The organism is Promicromonospora iranensis (assembly GCF_028994775.1).
Lineage (GTDB): Bacteria > Actinomycetota > Actinomycetes > Actinomycetales > Cellulomonadaceae > Promicromonospora > Promicromonospora iranensis_A.
Genome location: NZ_JAJQMN010000013.1, coordinates 94,427 through 111,252, shown reverse-complemented (window position 1 = coordinate 111,252; position 16,826 = coordinate 94,427). Strand labels below are relative to the sequence as shown.

18 protein-coding genes are annotated in these 16,826 nt (G+C 70.9%); 5 read left to right on the top strand and 13 right to left on the bottom strand.

Going from position 1 to position 16,826, the window contains the following annotated elements; genetic code table 11:
* Window positions 1-118: 118 nt before the first annotated feature.
* The 3 genes from LUU90_RS22065 to LUU90_RS22055 form a co-directional block, all read right to left on the bottom strand.
* Window positions 119-1,195 carry a BMP family lipoprotein gene (locus tag LUU90_RS22065; protein ID WP_275006105.1) on the bottom strand — a complete coding sequence of 359 codons (1,077 nt, stop codon included), beginning with the start codon at window positions 1,193-1,195 and terminating at the stop codon, window positions 119-121.
* Window positions 1,196-1,348: 153 nt separating this feature from the next.
* On the bottom strand, window positions 1,349-2,578 hold the full coding sequence (locus LUU90_RS22060; protein ID WP_275006120.1) for an amidohydrolase: 1,230 nt from the start codon (window positions 2,576-2,578) through the stop codon (window positions 1,349-1,351).
* A gap of 159 nt (window positions 2,579-2,737) precedes the next feature.
* Window positions 2,738-3,871 carry a mannose-1-phosphate guanylyltransferase gene (locus LUU90_RS22055; protein ID WP_275006104.1) on the bottom strand — a complete coding sequence of 378 codons (1,134 nt, stop codon included), beginning with the start codon at window positions 3,869-3,871 and terminating at the stop codon, window positions 2,738-2,740.
* A 269-nt stretch (window positions 3,872-4,140) separates the two neighbouring features.
* Between LUU90_RS22055 and sdhC the strand changes: the two genes are divergently transcribed.
* From sdhC to LUU90_RS22035, 4 genes are read left to right on the top strand one after another with little or no spacing between them, the layout of a single operon-like run.
* The gene (sdhC, locus tag LUU90_RS22050; protein ID WP_275006103.1) at window positions 4,141-4,524 is read left to right on the top strand and encodes a succinate dehydrogenase, cytochrome b556 subunit; all 384 of its coding nucleotides are present in this window, start codon (window positions 4,141-4,143) and stop codon (window positions 4,522-4,524) included.
* Complete coding sequence (locus LUU90_RS22045) at window positions 4,524-4,988, top strand: succinate dehydrogenase hydrophobic membrane anchor subunit (RefSeq protein WP_275006102.1); 465 nt, start codon at window positions 4,524-4,526, stop codon at window positions 4,986-4,988. The genes sdhC and LUU90_RS22045 overlap by 1 nt, the downstream gene beginning before the upstream one ends.
* A 59-nt stretch (window positions 4,989-5,047) precedes the next feature.
* Window positions 5,048-6,880 carry a succinate dehydrogenase flavoprotein subunit gene (gene sdhA / locus LUU90_RS22040; protein WP_275006101.1) on the top strand — a complete coding sequence of 611 codons (1,833 nt, stop codon included), beginning with the start codon at window positions 5,048-5,050 and terminating at the stop codon, window positions 6,878-6,880.
* Complete coding sequence (locus LUU90_RS22035; protein WP_275006100.1) at window positions 6,880-7,638, top strand: succinate dehydrogenase iron-sulfur subunit; 759 nt, start codon at window positions 6,880-6,882, stop codon at window positions 7,636-7,638. Before sdhA ends, LUU90_RS22035 begins: the two co-directional genes overlap by 1 nt.
* A gap of 102 nt (window positions 7,639-7,740) precedes the next feature.
* On the opposite strand, the gene LUU90_RS22030 is transcribed toward LUU90_RS22035, so the two are convergent.
* The 7 genes from LUU90_RS22030 to sigE form a co-directional block, all read right to left on the bottom strand.
* Window positions 7,741-8,694 carry a YihY/virulence factor BrkB family protein gene (locus LUU90_RS22030; RefSeq protein ID WP_275006099.1) on the bottom strand — a complete coding sequence of 318 codons (954 nt, stop codon included), beginning with the start codon at window positions 8,692-8,694 and terminating at the stop codon, window positions 7,741-7,743.
* 115 nt (window positions 8,695-8,809) lie between these two features.
* Entirely contained in the window at window positions 8,810-9,346 is a 537-nt protein-coding gene (locus LUU90_RS22025) for a 2'-5' RNA ligase family protein (protein WP_275006098.1), read from the bottom strand.
* Window positions 9,343-10,416 (bottom strand): tryptophan--tRNA ligase, encoded by a 1,074-nt coding sequence (gene trpS, locus LUU90_RS22020; protein WP_275006097.1) that lies wholly within the window; start codon window positions 10,414-10,416, stop codon window positions 9,343-9,345. The genes LUU90_RS22025 and trpS overlap by 4 nt, the downstream gene beginning before the upstream one ends.
* A gap of 40 nt (window positions 10,417-10,456) precedes the next feature.
* Window positions 10,457-10,843 (bottom strand): twin-arginine translocase TatA/TatE family subunit, encoded by a 387-nt coding sequence (locus LUU90_RS22015; protein WP_275006096.1) that lies wholly within the window; start codon window positions 10,841-10,843, stop codon window positions 10,457-10,459.
* Window positions 10,844-10,898: 55 nt separating this feature from the next.
* On the bottom strand, window positions 10,899-12,380 hold the full coding sequence (locus tag LUU90_RS22010) for a trypsin-like peptidase domain-containing protein (RefSeq protein ID WP_275006095.1): 1,482 nt from the start codon (window positions 12,378-12,380) through the stop codon (window positions 10,899-10,901).
* The gene (locus tag LUU90_RS22005; RefSeq protein ID WP_275006094.1) at window positions 12,377-13,327 is read right to left on the bottom strand and encodes a zf-HC2 domain-containing protein; all 951 of its coding nucleotides are present in this window, start codon (window positions 13,325-13,327) and stop codon (window positions 12,377-12,379) included. The genes LUU90_RS22010 and LUU90_RS22005 overlap by 4 nt, the downstream gene beginning before the upstream one ends.
* Entirely contained in the window at window positions 13,324-13,929 is a 606-nt protein-coding gene (sigE, locus tag LUU90_RS22000; RefSeq protein WP_275006093.1) for an RNA polymerase sigma factor SigE, read from the bottom strand. The genes LUU90_RS22005 and sigE overlap by 4 nt, the downstream gene beginning before the upstream one ends.
* 178 nt (window positions 13,930-14,107) lie before the next feature.
* Between sigE and LUU90_RS21995 the strand changes: the two genes are divergently transcribed.
* Window positions 14,108-14,680 (top strand): O-methyltransferase, encoded by a 573-nt coding sequence (locus LUU90_RS21995; protein WP_342470966.1) that lies wholly within the window; start codon window positions 14,108-14,110, stop codon window positions 14,678-14,680.
* A 52-nt stretch (window positions 14,681-14,732) separates the two neighbouring features.
* Here the strand turns inward: LUU90_RS21995 and LUU90_RS21990 are convergent, their stop codons facing one another.
* From LUU90_RS21990 to LUU90_RS21980, 3 genes are all read right to left on the bottom strand, one after another.
* Complete coding sequence (locus tag LUU90_RS21990) at window positions 14,733-14,900, bottom strand: DUF3117 domain-containing protein (protein ID WP_119138860.1); 168 nt, start codon at window positions 14,898-14,900, stop codon at window positions 14,733-14,735.
* 133 nt (window positions 14,901-15,033) lie between these two features.
* Window positions 15,034-15,966 (bottom strand): dihydropteroate synthase, encoded by a 933-nt coding sequence (gene folP, locus LUU90_RS21985; RefSeq protein ID WP_275006092.1) that lies wholly within the window; start codon window positions 15,964-15,966, stop codon window positions 15,034-15,036.
* Window positions 15,967-16,821: a TIGR00730 family Rossman fold protein gene (locus tag LUU90_RS21980; RefSeq protein WP_275006091.1), complete on the bottom strand. Its 855-nt coding sequence runs from the start codon at window positions 16,819-16,821 to the stop codon at window positions 15,967-15,969.
* Window positions 16,822-16,826: the final 5 nt, after the last annotated feature.

Genomic DNA, 16,826 nt, shown 5'->3' with positions numbered 1-16,826 from the left:
AATCCTTCCCGAAAGGGGTCCTGCTCATGACAGGTCCCGGGGCGCACAGCGCGAGCCGTGCCCCCCGGGACCATCTTGCGTCAAGTCTCTGACGGCTACCGATCAGCCTGCCAGGCCATCACTCGGCGAGGTAGGACTTCACCTCGACGTCGCCGGCGATGATGGACTCCTTGAGAGTCTGGACCTCTTCCCAGAGGGCCGGGTCCACCTTGTCCTCGAAGTTGTGCAGCGGCGCGAGGTCCACCCCACCGTTCTCGAGGGTGCCGACGTACGGCGTCGCGTCGAACTCCTCGTTGCCCGAGGCGATGACCGCCTCCTTCGTCGAGACGTCCATCCCCTTGAGGATCGAGGTCAGGACGAGGTCCTGCGTGGCCGGGTCCGACTCGTAGAAGTCGGCGTCGACGCCCACCAGGGCGACGTCCTCGCCGGAGTCGGCGATGGCGTCCATAGCGGACTGGTAGATGGGCCCGCCGACCGGCAGGATCACGTCGACACCCTGGTCCAGGATGTTCTGAGCGGTGGTCTTCGCCGCCGGGTCGGCCGCGAAGCCACCCGTGAAGGAGCCCTTCTTGCCGTCCCAGCCGACCAGCTCGACGTCGGTGCCCTTGGTCTCGTTGTAGTAGTCGACGCCCTGCTTGAAGCCGTCCATGAAGATCGTCACGGTCGGGAAGTCCATACCGCCGAACGTGCCGACCTTGCCCGCCTCCGAGTAGCCGGCGGAGAGGTAACCCGCGAGGAACGCGGCCTGCGCCGTGTCGTACAGCAGCGGCTTGATGTTCTCGGCGTCGGCGTTTCCGTCGAAGTCCGCGTCCGCGGCGTCGTCGACGAGGATGTAGTCGATGTCCGGGTTCTCCGTGGCCGACTCGATGGTGGTGGCGGACAGCGCGAAGCCGACGGTGACGATCGCGTCGCACCCCTCGGCGACGAGCGACTCGACGTTGCCCTTGTAGTCGCTCTCCGACGCGGACTGGACGTCGACCAGCTCCGTGCCGAGCTCCTCGGCGGCAGCCGTGGCGCCTTCGAAGCTGAGCTGGTTGAAGCTCTTGTCGTCGAAGCCACCGGCGTCCGACACGATGCAGGGCTTGAAGTCACTGGTGGCCTCGCCACCGGTGGTCTCTTCAGGGGCGGCGCCGCACGCCGAGAGTGCGAGTGCCGCTGCTCCCGCGAGGGCGGTGAGCCGAACAGCCTTCTTCACTGGTGCTCCTTCGATGGTCCAGACGGGCCCTATCCAAACAGATCCGGGCCCTATACCGCACCGAGGGTAGCCAGCGCATCCCGCATTTCGCGTTTCGAGACGGTAACCGGAGGAAGTCGTTACCGAAGCGTCATCGGCAGGAACATCCTGCGGTCAGCTCGCCGCAAACTGGGCGAGGGCACGGACGCCGACGCCGATCGCTCGCTCGTCGACCACGAGGTCGCCCTGGTGCAGGTCGTAGGTGCGGCCGCCGGGGGTGCGCACGCCGAGGCGGGCCATGGTGCCGGGCACCTTGCGGAGGAACCAGGCGAAGTCCTCGCCCCCCATGGACTGCTCGGTGAGCTGCACGGCGTCGGGGCCGACGACCTCGCGGACCGCGTCCTCGAGGTCGCAGGTGGCCGCCGCCTGGTTCTCGACCGGCGGCACGCCGTGCGTCACGGTCACCGTGACACTCACGTCGTACGGGGCGACGATCTGCTCCACGGCCTCGCGCACCAGCTCGCCCGCCTTCTCCCACGCGCGCACGTCGAGGCAGCGCAGGGTGCCCTTGACGATGCCCGTGGACGGGATCGCGTTGGGCGTCGAGCCCGCCTGGACCGCGCCCCACGTCAGGTTCACGCCGGACCGCGGGTCGAGCCGGCGGCCGAGCACGGCGGGTGTCTGCGTGATGACCTGGCCGAGCGCGAAGACGACGTCACCGGTGAGGTGCGGACGGGAGGTGTGACCGCCGGGCGACGAGATCGTCACGCTCACGGAGTCGCTGGCCGAGGTGATCGGGCCGATCCGGGTGCCCACGTGGCCGACGTCGAACTTGGGGTCGCAGTGCAGCGCCGTCATGCGGTCGACGCCGTCGAGCTCGGAGGTGCGGTTGATGATGTCCTCGGCGCCGCCGGGGAAGACCTCCTCGGCCGGCTGGAAGAAGAGCCGGACGCCGCGCCGCAGCCGCCCCTCCTCCGCCAGGCGGGCGAGCACGAGGCCCGCTCCGAGGACCACGGTGGTGTGCACGTCGTGCCCGCAGGCGTGCGCGACACCCGGCTCGGTCGAGGCGAACTCCACACCGCTGGTCTCCTGCAGCGGGAGGGCGTCGAGGTCGGCGCGCAGGCCGACCCGGCCCTCGCCGTCGGGGCCGCGGTCGGGGCCGATGTCGCACACCAGGCCCGAGCCGATGGGTAGCAGGCGCGGCTCGAGGCCCGCCTCCCGCAGGCGTGCGGCGACGGCGTGCGTGGTGCGGGTCTCCTTGCGGGACAGCTCCGGGTGGGCGTGCACGTCGCGGCGGAACGCGATCAGCTCGGCGTCCAGGGCCCCGGCCAGCTCCCTCACACGGGCGGCCAGCGCCGCTACGACATCCGTCACGTTGCCTCCGGGCACGTCTCCCACCGGCATCTGATCGCCCGAAACGATCTGATCGAAGTCGGCGAGACTGACGGGCTGCGGGGTCGGGTTCACCTGACCCACGGTAGCGCTGTCCGGCCCGCGAGACACAGTGGCGGACGATCCGTCCCACCATGCGGACGACCGTGAGACCTGCGGCTCCGGGCTGGGTCAGAGAAGGTCCTCGCGGCCCCGCTCACGCACCGCCGCCACCACCTCTTTCACCTGCTGGGCACGGGCCCGCGTGGTGACGAGCAACGCGTCGGGCGTGTCGACGACCACGACGTCGTCCAGCCCCAGGACCGTCACCAGCCGGCCCGACGCCGGAACCACCACGGAGCCGGCGCTGTCGATGCGGAGCACGTCGGCCGGGTCGCCCAGGACCTTGGCACCGCGGTCGTCGTCGGACGGCAGGAGGACGGCGAGCGAGTTGTAGTCCCCGACGTCGTCCCAGCCGAACGTCCCCGGCACGACGGCGACACCGCCTGCCTCGGCGACCGGCTCGGCCACCGCGTGGTCGATCGCGATCTTCTCCAGGCCGGGCCACACGTCCGCGAGCACCTCGGCACGGCGCGGGGTGTCCCACGCGTCCGCGACGAGCCGCAGGGAGTCGTGCAGCTCGGGCCGCTGCTCGGCGAGGTGCCCCAGGAGCACAGACGTCCGCGAGACGAACATGCCCGCGTTCCACCGGTACTCGCCCGAGGCGAGGTAGAGCCGTGCCGTGGCGGCGTCCGGCTTCTCCGTGAATCCCCGCACGTGCAGCGTGTGCGGTGCCCCCTCGACCCCGAGCGGCTCGCCCGAGCGCACGTACCCGAACGCGGTGGACGGCCGGGAGGCCGCGATCCCGACGGTCGTCACGTAGCCGGCGCGCGCCGCGGCCACCGCCTCCCGGACCGCGAGTTCGAACGCGCGCGTGCCATGGATCACGTGGTCCGCGGCGAACGACCCGATCACCACGTCGCCGTGCCGCTTCTCCAGCACGGCCGCCGCCAGGCCGATCGCCGCCATGGACTCGCGCGGCGACGGCTCGGCGAGCACGGAGTCGGCGGACAGGCCGGGCAGCTGCGCACGGCAGGCGGCGACGTGCTGCTCCCCGGTCACGAGGACGATGCCGTCCGGTCCCACCAGCGGACGCAGCCGGTGCTCGGTGGCCTGGAGCAGGGACATGCCCGAGCCCACGAGGTCGTGCAGGAACTTGGGCTCCCCGCCGCGGGAGAGCGGCCAGAGCCGGGTGCCGGACCCACCGGCCGGTACCACTGCGAAGAAGTCGTCGATCGGGGACGATGGGGCGGCGGCCGAAGTCATGCCCCGCAGGATGTCAGCCGGACAGTGTTCCCGCAGCCAAAACTCGCCGAAATCCGGGCGAACCCTGGTTGATCCCAGGGGCGGGTCCGGGCAGCAACGCGCGAGCAACCTGACGGGTGCCCGAAGCGGCGACATCTCCCCTGTGGGATCAGTCACAAATGCCGCGTCTTGATGCCCGTAAGGGCCGCCGGGCGGCGATCAAGGCGACCAGTTGTCATTACAGTGGGGACCAGCCACCCCCAGCCGGACAGCCATAGGAGGCTCCCGAAGTGCCCACCGCACCAGCAGGCACGTTATACCGCGGCCGTGAAGGCATGTGGTCATGGGTCGCGCACCGCGTGACCGGCGTGCTGATCTTCTTCTTCTTGCTCGTGCACGTGCTCGACACAGCGCTGGTGCGCGTGTCCCCCGAGGCGTACAACGCAGCGATCAGCACCTACCAGACCGAGATCATGGGACTCGGCGAGGCCGGGCTCGTGGCCGCGATCGTCTTCCACGCCTTCAACGGCATCCGCATCCTCCTGGTGGACTTCTGGGCCAAGGGCCCTCGGTACCAGAAGACGATGCTCTGGGTGGTCATCGGTCTCTTCGTCGTGACGATGGCAGGCTTCCTGCCGCGGCACCTCATCAACGTCTTCACCGGGGGTCACTGATGGCACACGGAACCGCAGCGGTGGCAAAGATCGACTCCCCGCGCTCCCCGTACGTGCGGCGCAGGACGACGCGCGGCAACTACGAGCTGTACTCCTGGGTCTTCATGCGGGCCTCGGGCGTCGTGCTCCTGGTCCTCATCTTCGGGCACCTGTTCGTCAACCTGATGGTCGGCGACGGCGTCCACGCGATCGACTTCGGCTTCGTCGCCGGCAAGTGGGCCAACCCGATGTGGCAGGTCTGGGACCTCCTCATGCTGTGGCTCGCCATGATCCACGGCACCAACGGCGTGCGCACGATCATCAACGACTACGCCACGCGTGACATGACGCGAGGCATCCTCAAGGGCCTGCTCTACCTGGCGTTCACCGTCGTGGTCGTGCTCGGCACCCTGGTGATCTTCACGTTCGACCCGTGCCCGGCCAACTCCCCCGCGGAGCTGCTGCCCTCCTTCTGCACGGCGTAGCACCAGCACTTCCCCCAGCCCCACACTCCGAAACTCTTCAGCAGGAGGCATCGAGCCCGATGCAGACCCATCAGTACGACGTTGTCATCGTCGGCGCCGGCGGCGCCGGGATGCGCGCCGCCCTCGAGTCGTCCAAGGAGGCCCGCACCGCGGTGATCTCCAAGCTGTACCCCACCCGATCCCACACCGGTGCCGCCCAGGGCGGCATGGCGGCAGCCCTCGCGAACGTCGAGGACGACAACTGGGAGTGGCACACGTTCGACACCGTCAAGGGCGGTGACTACCTCGTCGACCAGGACGCGGCCGAGATCCTCGCCAAGGAGGCGATCGAGTCGGTCCTCGACCTGGAGCGGATGGGCCTTCCGTTCAACCGCACCCCCGAGGGCAAGATCGACCAGCGCCGCTTCGGCGGGCACACCCGCGACCACGGGCAGTCCGCCGTCCGCCGCGCGTGCTACGCCGCGGACCGCACCGGTCACATGATCCTCCAGACGCTCTACCAGAACTGCGTCAAGCAGGACGTGGAGTTCTTCAACGAGTTCTACGTGCTGGACCTCATCACGGACCACGACCTCACCACCGAGGAGATCGCGGAGGGCGAGGAGGTCAACGCGACCGGCGTCGTCGCCTACGACCTCGCCACCGGCGAGATCCACGTGTTCCAGGCCAAGGCGATCATCTTCGCCACCGGTGGTGCCGGGAAGATCTTCAAGACGACCTCGAACGCGCACACCCTGACCGGTGACGGCATGGCCCTGGCGTACCGCCGCGGCCTGCCCCTGGAGGACATGGAGTTCTTCCAGTTCCACCCGACAGGTCTGGCGGGGCTCGGCATCCTGCTGTCGGAGGCGGCCCGCGGCGAGGGCGGCATCCTGCGCAACTCCGAGGGTGAGCGCTTCATGGAGCGCTACGCCCCGACGATCAAGGACCTCGCGCCGCGCGACATCGTCGCCCGGTCCATGGCGAACGAGGTGCGGGAGGGCAGGGGCGCCGGTCCGAACAAGGACTACGTGCTGCTCGACCTGACGCACCTGGAGCCCGCGCACATCGACGCCAAGCTCCCGGACATCACCGAGTTCGCACGCACGTACCTGGGCATCGAGCCCTACACCGAGCCCGTGCCCGTCTACCCCACCGCGCACTACGCGATGGGCGGCGTGCCGACCAACGTCAAGGGCGAGGTGCTCCGCGACGGCGTCAACGTCGTCAAGGGCCTCTACGCCGCCGGCGAGGTCGCGTGTGTGTCCGTGCACGGCTCCAACCGTCTCGGCACCAACTCGCTGCTCGACATCAACGTGTTCGGCAAGCGTTCCGGCCGGGCGGCCGCGGAGTACGCCAAGACGGCGTCGTTCCACGAGCTCCCGGAAGACCCGACCGTCCGCGTGGTCGCGCAGCTCGACGAGATGCGCAACCGGCCCGACGGCGAGCGCGTGGCGGACATCCGCAAGGCGCTCCAGGAGACCATGGACCTCAACGCCCAGGTGTTCCGCACGGGCGATTCGCTGAACGAGGCCCTGGCCGACATCCGTGAGCTGCAGAAGCGGTACCGCAACGCGTCGGTGCAGGACAAGGGAAAGCTCTTCAACACCGACCTCCTCGAGGCCATCGAGCTGGGCTTCCTGCTCGACATCGCCGAGGTCACCGTGGTGGCGGCCATCAACCGCAAGGAGTCGCGCGGCGGTCACTACCGCGAGGACTACCCGAACCGCGACGACGCCCACTACATGCTGCACACGATGGCCTACCGTCGTCCGCCTGAGGCGTCGGACCAGGCCGAAGGCCACATCGAGGGCTACTTCGACCACGTCGAGGAGTTCGACGGCTACAAGGTCGTCCTGGGCTCCAAGCCCGTCATCCAGACCCGGTACGAGCCGATGGAGCGTAAGTACTGATGACTGCCACACTCGAAGCCGACGCACCTGCCCCCGCGGGCGAGATCCCCTCGTTCACGGTGACGCTGCGCGTCCGGCGGTTCAACCCCGAGGTGTCCGAGGAGGCCACCTGGGAGGACTTCACGGTCGAGGCGCACGGCACCGACCGCGTGCTCGACGCGCTGCACAAGATCAAGTGGGACATGGACGGTTCGCTCACGTTCCGCCGTTCCTGCGCGCACGGCGTCTGCGGTTCGGACGCGGTGCGGATCAACGGCCGCAACCGGCTGGCCTGCAAGACGCTCCTCAAGGACGTCAACCCGGACAAGCCGATCACGGTCGAGCCCATCAAGGGCCTGCCGGTCGTGAAGGACCTCGTCGTCGACATGGAGCCGTTCTTCGCCTCCTACCGCGAGATCATGCCGTTCCTCGTCACCACCGGGAACGAGCCCTCCAAGGAGCGCTACCAGTCCCCCGAGGACCGCGCCCGGTTCGACGACACCACCAAGTGCATCCTGTGCGCCGCGTGCACGTCGTCCTGCCCGGTGTTCTGGACGGACGGCCAGTACTTCGGCCCGGCGGCGATCGTGAACGCGCACCGGTTCATCTTCGACAGCCGTGACGAGGGTGGTTCGCAGCGCCTGGAGATCCTCAACGACAAGGAGGGCGTGTGGCGGTGCCGCACGACCTTCAACTGCACCGAGGCCTGCCCGCGTGGGATCGAGGTCACGAAGGCCATTCAGGAAGTGAAGCGGGCGATGATTACTCGGGCTTTCTGATCGTCCTTCGTTCCACCTCCGCCGCGGGCGGAAGGTAGGGGCGGCCGGCCTCGCTCACGCGCCCCAGGGGGCGCTCCGCTACGGCTTGACGGCCGGCCGCCCCTATCTTCCGCCCGCGGCTCTGCTGTCGGCGTGCCCGCTCGGAACGTCCCTCGCCGGTGCAGGGGTGTCGGCGTCGGAGTCCTGCTCGAGGATGTCGGACGTGGACATCCAGGCGCTGGCCAGGAGGAGCGCACGGGCCAGGAGGTTGACGAGCAGCAGCAGTGTGACCACGACGGCGAAGGATGCCAGGAGCGCGTTGCGCGTGGCGATGCCGGCGATCACCTCGGTGCCCAGGAGGCGGAGCCCGCCCGCGACGATCCCGACGCTCAGCGCGCCGAGGAACAGGTCCCGCCGGGGCGGGCGGACCTGGCCCACCCACGCGATCATGGCGGCGATCAGCGCGGTGTCGAGCACCACGGTCAGGACCAGACCGACCCCACGGACCGCCCAGCCGACACCCTCTCCCAGGCCGACGAGGTCCAGGAGCCACGGCACCGCGGTCGAGACCGCCACACTGGCCGCGGCCGTGACCAGCATGCCGACGCCGAGCAGGACGAACCCCAGGAGCTGCCGCAGTCGGTCGGTCAGCGGGTTGCCGATGCCGTCGGTCTCGCCGAACATCGCTCGCACCGACGTTCGCAGCGCACCCATGAAGTTGGTGGCGGACCAGAGCAGCACCGCCGCAGCCACCACCGACGTCCAGCTCAGGCCCGTGGACAGCACCAGATCCGAGGGCGACAGCACGCCACCCGATCCCGTGTCCACGAGGCCCGGCACCCAGGTGTCCACCTGGTCCAGCACCGCGACCCGCAGGTCGGCGTCGCCGCCCAGGACCCGGACGAACACCGTGTAGCCGATGGCGAGGGCGGCGAAGAGGGAGAACAGCGCCGCGTAGGCCATACCGCCGCTGAGCACGCCGCCGTTCGCGCCGTCGAACCTGGCGAGCGTGCGACCGACACGCGTCGTGCCCCACCACTCCCAGGCAGCTTTTCCGAGCTCTGTCAGCCGCTTCATCGCGTCCGAGCCTATGCGCAAACGGGTCAGGCTCTATCGGTATCGGCTGAACCTGCGGTTCCGCTTGGGGCGCGTGCGTCGTTCCCCGGCCCACACCCTGCGCTGTACCTCCGGCTCAGCCGAGGGGGAAGGCCGCCTGAGGACGCCAGATGCCGTCGTCGCCGTGCTCGTACTGGTAGAAGCGGTCGACGTCGAACTCGGCCGAGTAGTCGGACATCGCCTCGAAGGCCTTGTCGAGGGAGGAGTCGGGCACCTCGTGCGCGATCGTCACGTGCGGGTGGTAGTTGAACCGCAGCTCCCCGTCGAGGATCCCGGAGCGCACGTTCGCCTCGAGCCGCTCGCACTCGGAGATCCCCTGCGCCAGCGCCACGAAGACGACCGGCGAGATCGGCCGGAAGGTGGCGGTGCCGCGCAGCTTCACCGTGAAGGGCGCCGCCGCGGCGGCCACCGCCGCCAGGTGCTCCCGCGCCTCGGCGAGCTGCCCGGCGTCGAGCAGGGTGGGACCCAGCAGCGTGATGTGCGGGGGGATGAAGTCGGCGAGCGGGTCCTCGGCGGCGACCCGCGCCGCGCTCAGCTCAGCGGCGTAGGGCTCCGGGATCTCGATGGCGATCCCGATGCGCACCTGGCCGGGGCCCCGCTCGGGCACGTTCACCGGATGCCTCGTGCGGGGAGCAGACCGAACCGTTCGTACATCCGGTTCAGCACCGGGCCGGCGATCGCGCGCGCCCGGTCCGCGCCGTCGGCCAGCACGCGGTCCAGCTCGGCCGGGTCGGCGAGGTAAGTGTTCGCCCGGGCCTGGAACGGCTCGAGGAAGGCGACGACGGCGTCGGCCAGGTCCACCTTGAGGTACCCGTAGCCGCGGCCGTCGTACTCCTTGGCGATCTCGTCGATGTCGCGGCCCGTGACCGCCGAGAAGATCGTCAGGAGGTTGGAGATGCCGGGCTTCTCCGCCGGGTCGAAGCGGACGCCGTACGACTCGTCCGCGTCCGTGACCGCCGACTTGATGGCCTTGACCGCCTTCTTCGGGTCCTCAAGCAGCCAGACGACGCCCTTGCCGCCCGTGCTCGACTTGCTCATCTTGGCGCTCGGGTCCTGCAGGTCCTGGATCTTCGCGACGGCCTTGACGATGTGTGCGTCCGGCACGACGGCGGTGTCCTCCCCGAAGCGACCGTTCAGGCGCGCCGCGAGGTCCCTGGTGAGCTCCAGGTGCTGACGCTGGTCCTCGCCCACGGGGACCAGGGCGGCGTCGTACAGCAGGATGTCGGCGGCCATCAGCACGGGGTACGTGAAGAGACCGACGGTGGTGCCCTCGCTGCCCTGCTTCGCCGACTTGTCCTTGAACTGCGTCATCCGCCCGGCCTCGCCGAACCCGGTCTGGCAGCTCAGGAGCCACGCCAGCTCGGCGTGCGCCGCCACGTGGGACTGCACGAACAGGATCGACCGCTCGGGGTCGATGCCCCCGGCGAGATACTGCGCGGCGGTACGGCGGGTGCGCTCGCGCAGCAGCGCCGGGTCGGGGCTCACGGTGAGGGCGTGCAGGTCCACGACGCAGTAGAGCGCGTCGTAGGAGTCCTGCAACGCGATCCACTGGGACAGCGCACCGATGTAGTTGCCCAGGTGGAGCGACCCGTCGGTGGGCTGCATCCCGGAGAAGATGCGCTCCCGGGCGGGGCGGTGGGCAGACGAACCAGCACCCACCGCGGTAGTGGTTTCGGACGACATGGCGAACATTCTGGCAGGTCCCTGCGCGCTCACCGAATCGTCAGGTCGCTTCGTCGTCGTACGGCGCCTTCCCGGGTTCCGCGGCCGCCCCGACCGAGGCCGAGGGCGTGCCGTTCCGCTCCGCCGCACGCGCCGCGGCCGCCGAGCCGGCGGCTGCCGGCCCCGCGTACGGGGTGTCGTCGAGGAGCGCGTCCCGGACGATCTTGCGCGGGTCGTACTGGCGCGGGTCGAGCTTGGACCAGTCGACGTCGTTGAACTCGGGCCCGAGCTCGTCGTCCACGCGCGCCTTCGCGGTCTGGAGCAGGTCGCGGCCACGGCGCACGAGCGAGCCGAGCTGCTCCGCGTACACGGGTAGCCGTTCCGGGCCGATCACGAGCATCGCGACCACCAGAATGATCACGAGCTCCCAGCCATTGATGCCGAACACGCTCAGAGCCTACTCGCGTCGCGGGACCTGCCGGAGAACGCCGGATGAACCCGGCTCACTGGCCGCTCGCCCGCTCTTCGAGGACCACGCGGACCTCGCGCTCGTCGCCGTCGGAACGCACCTGGAGCGTGACCGGATCGCCGGGCGCCTTGGCCCGGATGGCCACGATGAGCTCGTCGGCCACCGACACGGGCCGGCCGTCGATCGAGAGGATCACGTCGCCCGGCTCCAGGCCCGCCCGGTCGGCAGGGCCGTCCGGAGTCACGGCCGGTGTGCCCTGCTGCGGCTCCTTGGAGACCTGCACACCCTCGCCCTGGTAGCTGGGGTCGAGCAGCACGCCGATGATCGGGAACGTGGCGGTGCCGGTCTCGATGAGCTGCTCGGCCGTGTGCCGTGCCTGGTTGGACGGGATCGCGAAGCCGAGGCCGATGTTGCCCGTGGCCGCGGCCGTGCCCGGCCCCTGCGCGATGGCCGAGTTGATGCCGATCACCTCGCCGGCGGAGTTCACGAGCGGTCCGCCCGAGTTGCCGGGGTTGATGGCGGCGTCCGTCTGGATGGCGTCGATGAACGCGGCCTCGGCGGCCTCACCCGCCTTCACGGGGCGGTGGAGCGCGCTGACGATGCCGGTGGTGACGGTCGCCTCCAGGCCGAGCGGGGAGCCGACAGCGAGCACCGAGTCCCCGACGACCACCTCGTCGGAGTCGCCCAGCACCAGCGGCTCCAGACCTCTCTCGTCGACCCGGATCACCGCGAGGTCGTAGTCGGGGGTCGCGCCCACGAGCTCGGCGGGCTGCTCGTGCCCGTCGGAGAACGTCACGGTGACGTCGGCCCCCGACGCCGCCTCCGCGACCACGTGGTTGTTCGTCAGGATGTAGCCGTCAGCCTTGAGGATCATGCCGGAACCCGTCGCGACGCCCTGCTGGGCGCGCACCTCGATCGAGACCACGCTCGGCAGCGCCGCGGCCGCGATGGCGGCCACCGACCCTTCGGGGCGCTGCACCTGGGTGGCGCCCGAAGCCGGCTCCGGGAGCGCGGCGTCCGCGGGCCGCGCCGAGTCCTGCGAGTCCAGCAGCGCGAAGGCGGCGACACCGCCGCCGGCGCCCGCCAGCAGGCCCAGGAGCACGACGGCGGACACCGCGCGTGCGCCGAGCCTGCCGCGCCGGGTCGAGGTGGCGTGCGGTGAGGTGGCGTGCGGCGAGGCATGCGGGTCGGTCCCGTGCGGGGCCGGGTGCTGCGAGGAGTGGGGCCCGTGGGGGTCCCCGGCTCCTGTCCCGGCCAGGGAGGGAGCTGCCACGGTGGTCAGGAACCCCGACGCCGGGAGCTGCGCGGTGGGCTGCTCACCGGGCCGCTGCGGCAGCTGCTCGGTGGCCTGCTCCTGCGCGGCGACCGGCCGCGGCCCCTGGTCCTCCGGCCCGGTTGCGGGCGCGGCCCCGGAGCCGGGCGCTGGCGCGGAGCCCGCTGCCGGAGTCCTCGGCTCGTTCGCGGAAGGCACTGCTGCACGCGGCGTGGGCGGCGCGAACGGGTTCTCGTCGGTCATGGGCTTTCGATGACTCCTGTCACGGTGTGCCACCCGCGGGCGATGCGGGGCAGGACCCCGGCATCGTAGCCATGCTCACCGAACGACGCCACGAGCTCGGTCAATACCTCTTCCGGCGCGTCCGCCACGACGTCGACCACCATGTCCTCCGACTGCCATGCCACATGGGCGGGCTCGGTGGCCAGCACCTGGACGTCCCCGGCGCCGGCGGTGCCCTCCTGGGCCAGCTGGCCCGGGCGTTCGCGGACCACCGCGTGGCCGGTGGGCCCGGTGAGGTCGATCTCGAGCGTCTGCCCCTGGTCGCCCACCAGGCGCATCGCCGAGACCTCGTATCCCTCGGGCAGCTCCGTGGGGGCCGCCCAGCCGTTGTCCGACGCCCAGTCGAGCGCTGCGGGCGTGATCTGGCCGGGAGGGACGTCGAGCGTGGCGAGCACGTCCTGGCCTGCCGCCGCCGTGTCCGGTCCCGTGCGGCCCAGCATGGTCATGCTGGTCTGGGCGGACAGCTGCGGGGACACGACAGGGACGTCGCCGAGCGTGAAGAGCGCGAGCCCCAGCACACCCACGCCGCCGACCCCGAGAGCGGTGATCCGGGCGGCCCGACGGCGCCGCGCCGGGCGGTCGATCCGGCCGTCGAAGCCGTCGCCGCCGTTGAACGTCGAGGCCTGCCACACGGGCGCCGACAGCGGGTCCGGGCCGAGGAAGGGGCGCCGCAGCGGGTCGTCGGAGGTGGGTGGGATGCTGGCCTGGAGCGCCATCAGGCGCGCGGTCAGGGCCGGGTCGGGCACCACGTCCGCAGCAGAGGACAGCGCTCGCCGGGCCGCGCGGGCGGAGTCCAGCTCACGGGCGCACAGCCGGCACATCGTCACGTGGGACAGGGCACGCTCGGTCTCCGCGGGCGAGAGCTGTCCGTCCGCGAGCGCGCTGATCAGGTCCCCGAGGTGACTCATCGGACGCCCCCGCGCGTGGGCGCCAGGTGCTCCAGCGCGTCGCGGAGCTGGGCGCGGGCCCGGTGGATCCGGGAGCGCACCGTCCCGAGCTTGACGCCAAGCGTCACGGCGATCTCCTCATAGCTCAGGCCCTCGATGTCGCACAGCACGACGGCGGCGCGGTACTCCGGGCGCAGGGCGTCCAGCGCCTTCTGCACGTCCTGGTCCAGGTTGGCGTGCTCGTACCCGCGCTCCGGGCGGCCGAAGTCACCGGTGTCGGCGACGTGACCGTCGTCGTCCCCCATCGCCTCCATGCGGATGCGCTTCTTGCGGCGCGCGCCGTCGAGGAACAGGTTGGTGGTGATGCGGTGCAGCCAGCCCTCGAACGTGCCCGGCGTGTAGCTGGACAGCGAGCGGAACACCCGGATGAAGGTCTCCTGCGTGAGATCCTCGGCGTCCTGCTTGTTGCCGGTCAGCCGGTAGGCGAGCCGATAGACGCGCGCGGAGTGCTCGCGCACGATCTCTTCCCACGTCGGCGGCTGCCAGGGCAGGTCGGCGCCGCCGGGCCCGGAAGGTACCGACGCACTTACGTCTGCTGCTGCACGAGTACTCACAGAAGTCATCGTCCTCTCAACGCACGCTGAAGCCCAGTCGTTCCCACGGGCTGTACCCTGACGCCGCACGTGATGCACACATCTTGCCCAGCGCCAGCGGAGGAAACCCATCAGCACAGCGGAGCCGTCCGGCCACGGCAAGGTCGCGGCGTGGGTCTACAGCGAGTCCTTCGTCCCCGAGGACGAGGTGCTGCTGCGCGCCCGCGAGCGCGCCTCGGAGCTGGGTTGTCCCGCCGTGCTGCCCGGTGTCGGCGCGGTGCTGCGGGTGCTGGCCGCCGCCACGAACGCGCACGCCGTGGTGGAGGTCGGTACGGGTGCGGGGGTCGCTGCCCTGTGGCTGCTCCGCGGTATGCCGCTCGACGGTCAGCTCACCACCATCGACCGGGAGGTGGAGCACCAGAGGGCCGCGCGGATGGCGTTCGCCGAGGACGGCGTCGCCCCGCAGCGCACCCGGATCATCCCCGGTCGGCCAGGTGACGTGCTGCCCCGGCTCGCGGACGGCGCCTACGACCTGGTGCTCGTCGCGAGCGACCCGCTGGGCTACCCCGAGTACGTCAACGAGGCCCTGCGGCTGCTCCGGCCGGGCGGCGTGCTGGCCGTGGACGGCGCGCTGCTGCGGGACCGGGTCGCGGATCCTGCCCGCCGCGACGAGCTCACCACCGTCGTGCGGGAGGTGGGCCGGACGCTGCGCAGCGACGAGCGGGTGCTGCCTGCCATGCTGCCGAGCGGAGACGGCCTGCTGCTGGCCGTCCGTCGCTGACCTGCCGCACGGCCGGTCCCCCGCGACGGACGGCCGGCAGTGGAGCTCAGGCTCAGGCGACCACGGTCTGGAGAGCGTCGCCGAGCTCGCTTGCCTCGGTCGCGTTGAGCTCGACGACGAGCCGACCGCCGCCCTCGAGCGGCACACGCATGACGATGCCGCGCCCCTCCTTGGTGACCTCGAGCGGTCCGTCACCCGTTCGCGGCTTCATCGCAGCCATGTGTGGCTCTCCCATTCCGTTGTCCGGTGTGTAGCAGCATTCATGTTCCCGGCGAACGCCGAGGGCACAGACACATTCTAGTTCAATTGGCGCCCCTTACTTTCCACGCGCCAATTCGTCGCCCTTCGCCGGATCAGGCAAGACCGCGCAGCGCGACGGCCGGTGGCGCCTCGTCCCGGACCGCCGCCACCAGGTCCAGAACGCGTCGTGTGGCGGCCACGTCGTGCGTACGGAACACCCGGGCGCCGAGCCACGCGGCCACCGCCGTCGCGCCCAGCGTTCCCTCGAGCCGGTCCTCGGGCGGGAGGTCGAGCGTCTCCCCCACGAAGTCCTTGCGGGAGAGCGCCATGAGCAGCGGGAAGCCGAGCCCGGCCAGCGTGCCGGTGCGGCGCAGGAGGTGCAGCGAGTGCCAGGTGTTCTTGCCGAAGTCGTGCGTCGGGTCGACGAGCACCGACTCGCGCGGCACCCCGCACTCCACCGCACGCTCCGCGGCGGCCCGGAGGGTCGCCACGACGTCGTCCAGCAGACCGTCGCCGCCGCCCGGATACTCCACGCGGTACGGGTCCGTGCGTGGTGTCGCACCGCCCGTGTGGGAGCAGACGACGCCGACGCCGGCCGCCCCCGCCACCTCCACCAGCGCCGGGTCGTGCCCGGCCCAGGTGTCGTTGACGAGGTCCGCCCCGGCGTCGATCGCCGCACGGGCCACGCCCGCACGCCAGGTGTCCACGGAGACGATCAGGTCCGGCACCGCGCGGCGGACCGCCGCCACGAACGGGACGACACGGCGGATCTCCTCCGCCTCGTCCACGGGCGACCCGTTGCCCGCACGGACGCCACCGACGTCCAGGATCTCCGCGCCGTCCGCGAACGCGCGCTCCGCGGCGGCCAGCGCGGCGGCGTCGTCGGGCACGCGGGCAGGGGCGTAGAACGAATCGGTGGTGCGGTTCAGGACCGCCATCACGACCGGGCGCACCGCCCGCCCCTCGCGCCCCAGCTCGCGTCCGCGCAGCACGAGCGGCGCGGACGCCCGCGGGACGGCCGCGCCAGGGACGTCCGAACCGTTCACCTACGCGCCGCCCACGGTGCTCGGCAGACCCGGCCCCTCGAGTGCCGCTTCCTCGGTGGCGCGCTCCGCGGCTGCCGCCGCCTGCAGGGCGGCCTGCTCCGCCTCGATCTGGTGCACCCGCTCGACGACGTGGTGCACCGCCTCCGCAGGGTCGTCGGTGAGGTACATGATGTCGAGGTCGGCCTCGCTGATCGTGCCGTGCGTCAGGGCCGTCGAGCGGATCCACTCCAGGAGCCCGCCCCAGTAGTCCTTACCCACCAGGACGAGCGGGAACTGCGTCACCTTGTGCGTCTGAACAAGGGTGACTGCCTCGAAGAGCTCGTCGAAGGTGCCGAATCCCCCGGGCATCACGATGAATCCCTGGGCGTACTTCAGGAACATGGTCTTTCGCGCGAAGAAGTACCGGAAGTTGATGCCGAGATTCACGAACTCGTTGACGCCCTGTTCGAAGGGCAGCTCGATACCCAGGCCCACCGAGGTGCCGCCCGCCTCGGCCGCGCCCTTGTTCGCGGCCTCCATCACGCCGGGCCCGCCGCCCGTGATGACGGCGTACCCCGCCTCCACCAGGAGCCGGCCCACGGTCTCCCCCGCGCGGTAGTCCTCGTGGTCCGGCTTGGTGCGTGCCGAGCCGAACACCGACACCGCCGGGCCGAGCTCCGCGAGCGCGCCGAAGCCCTCGACGAACTCGCTCTGGATGCGCATCACGCGCCACGGGTCGCTGTGCAGCCAGTCGGACTCCTGGTCGGATGCCAGAAGTCGCTGGTCCGTGGTGGTCTGCGGGACCTGGTTCCCGCGGAGCAGCACCGGGCCGCGGCGGTATCCGCGGCCGGACTGGGGTATGCCGTCGTCGCTCATGCGAC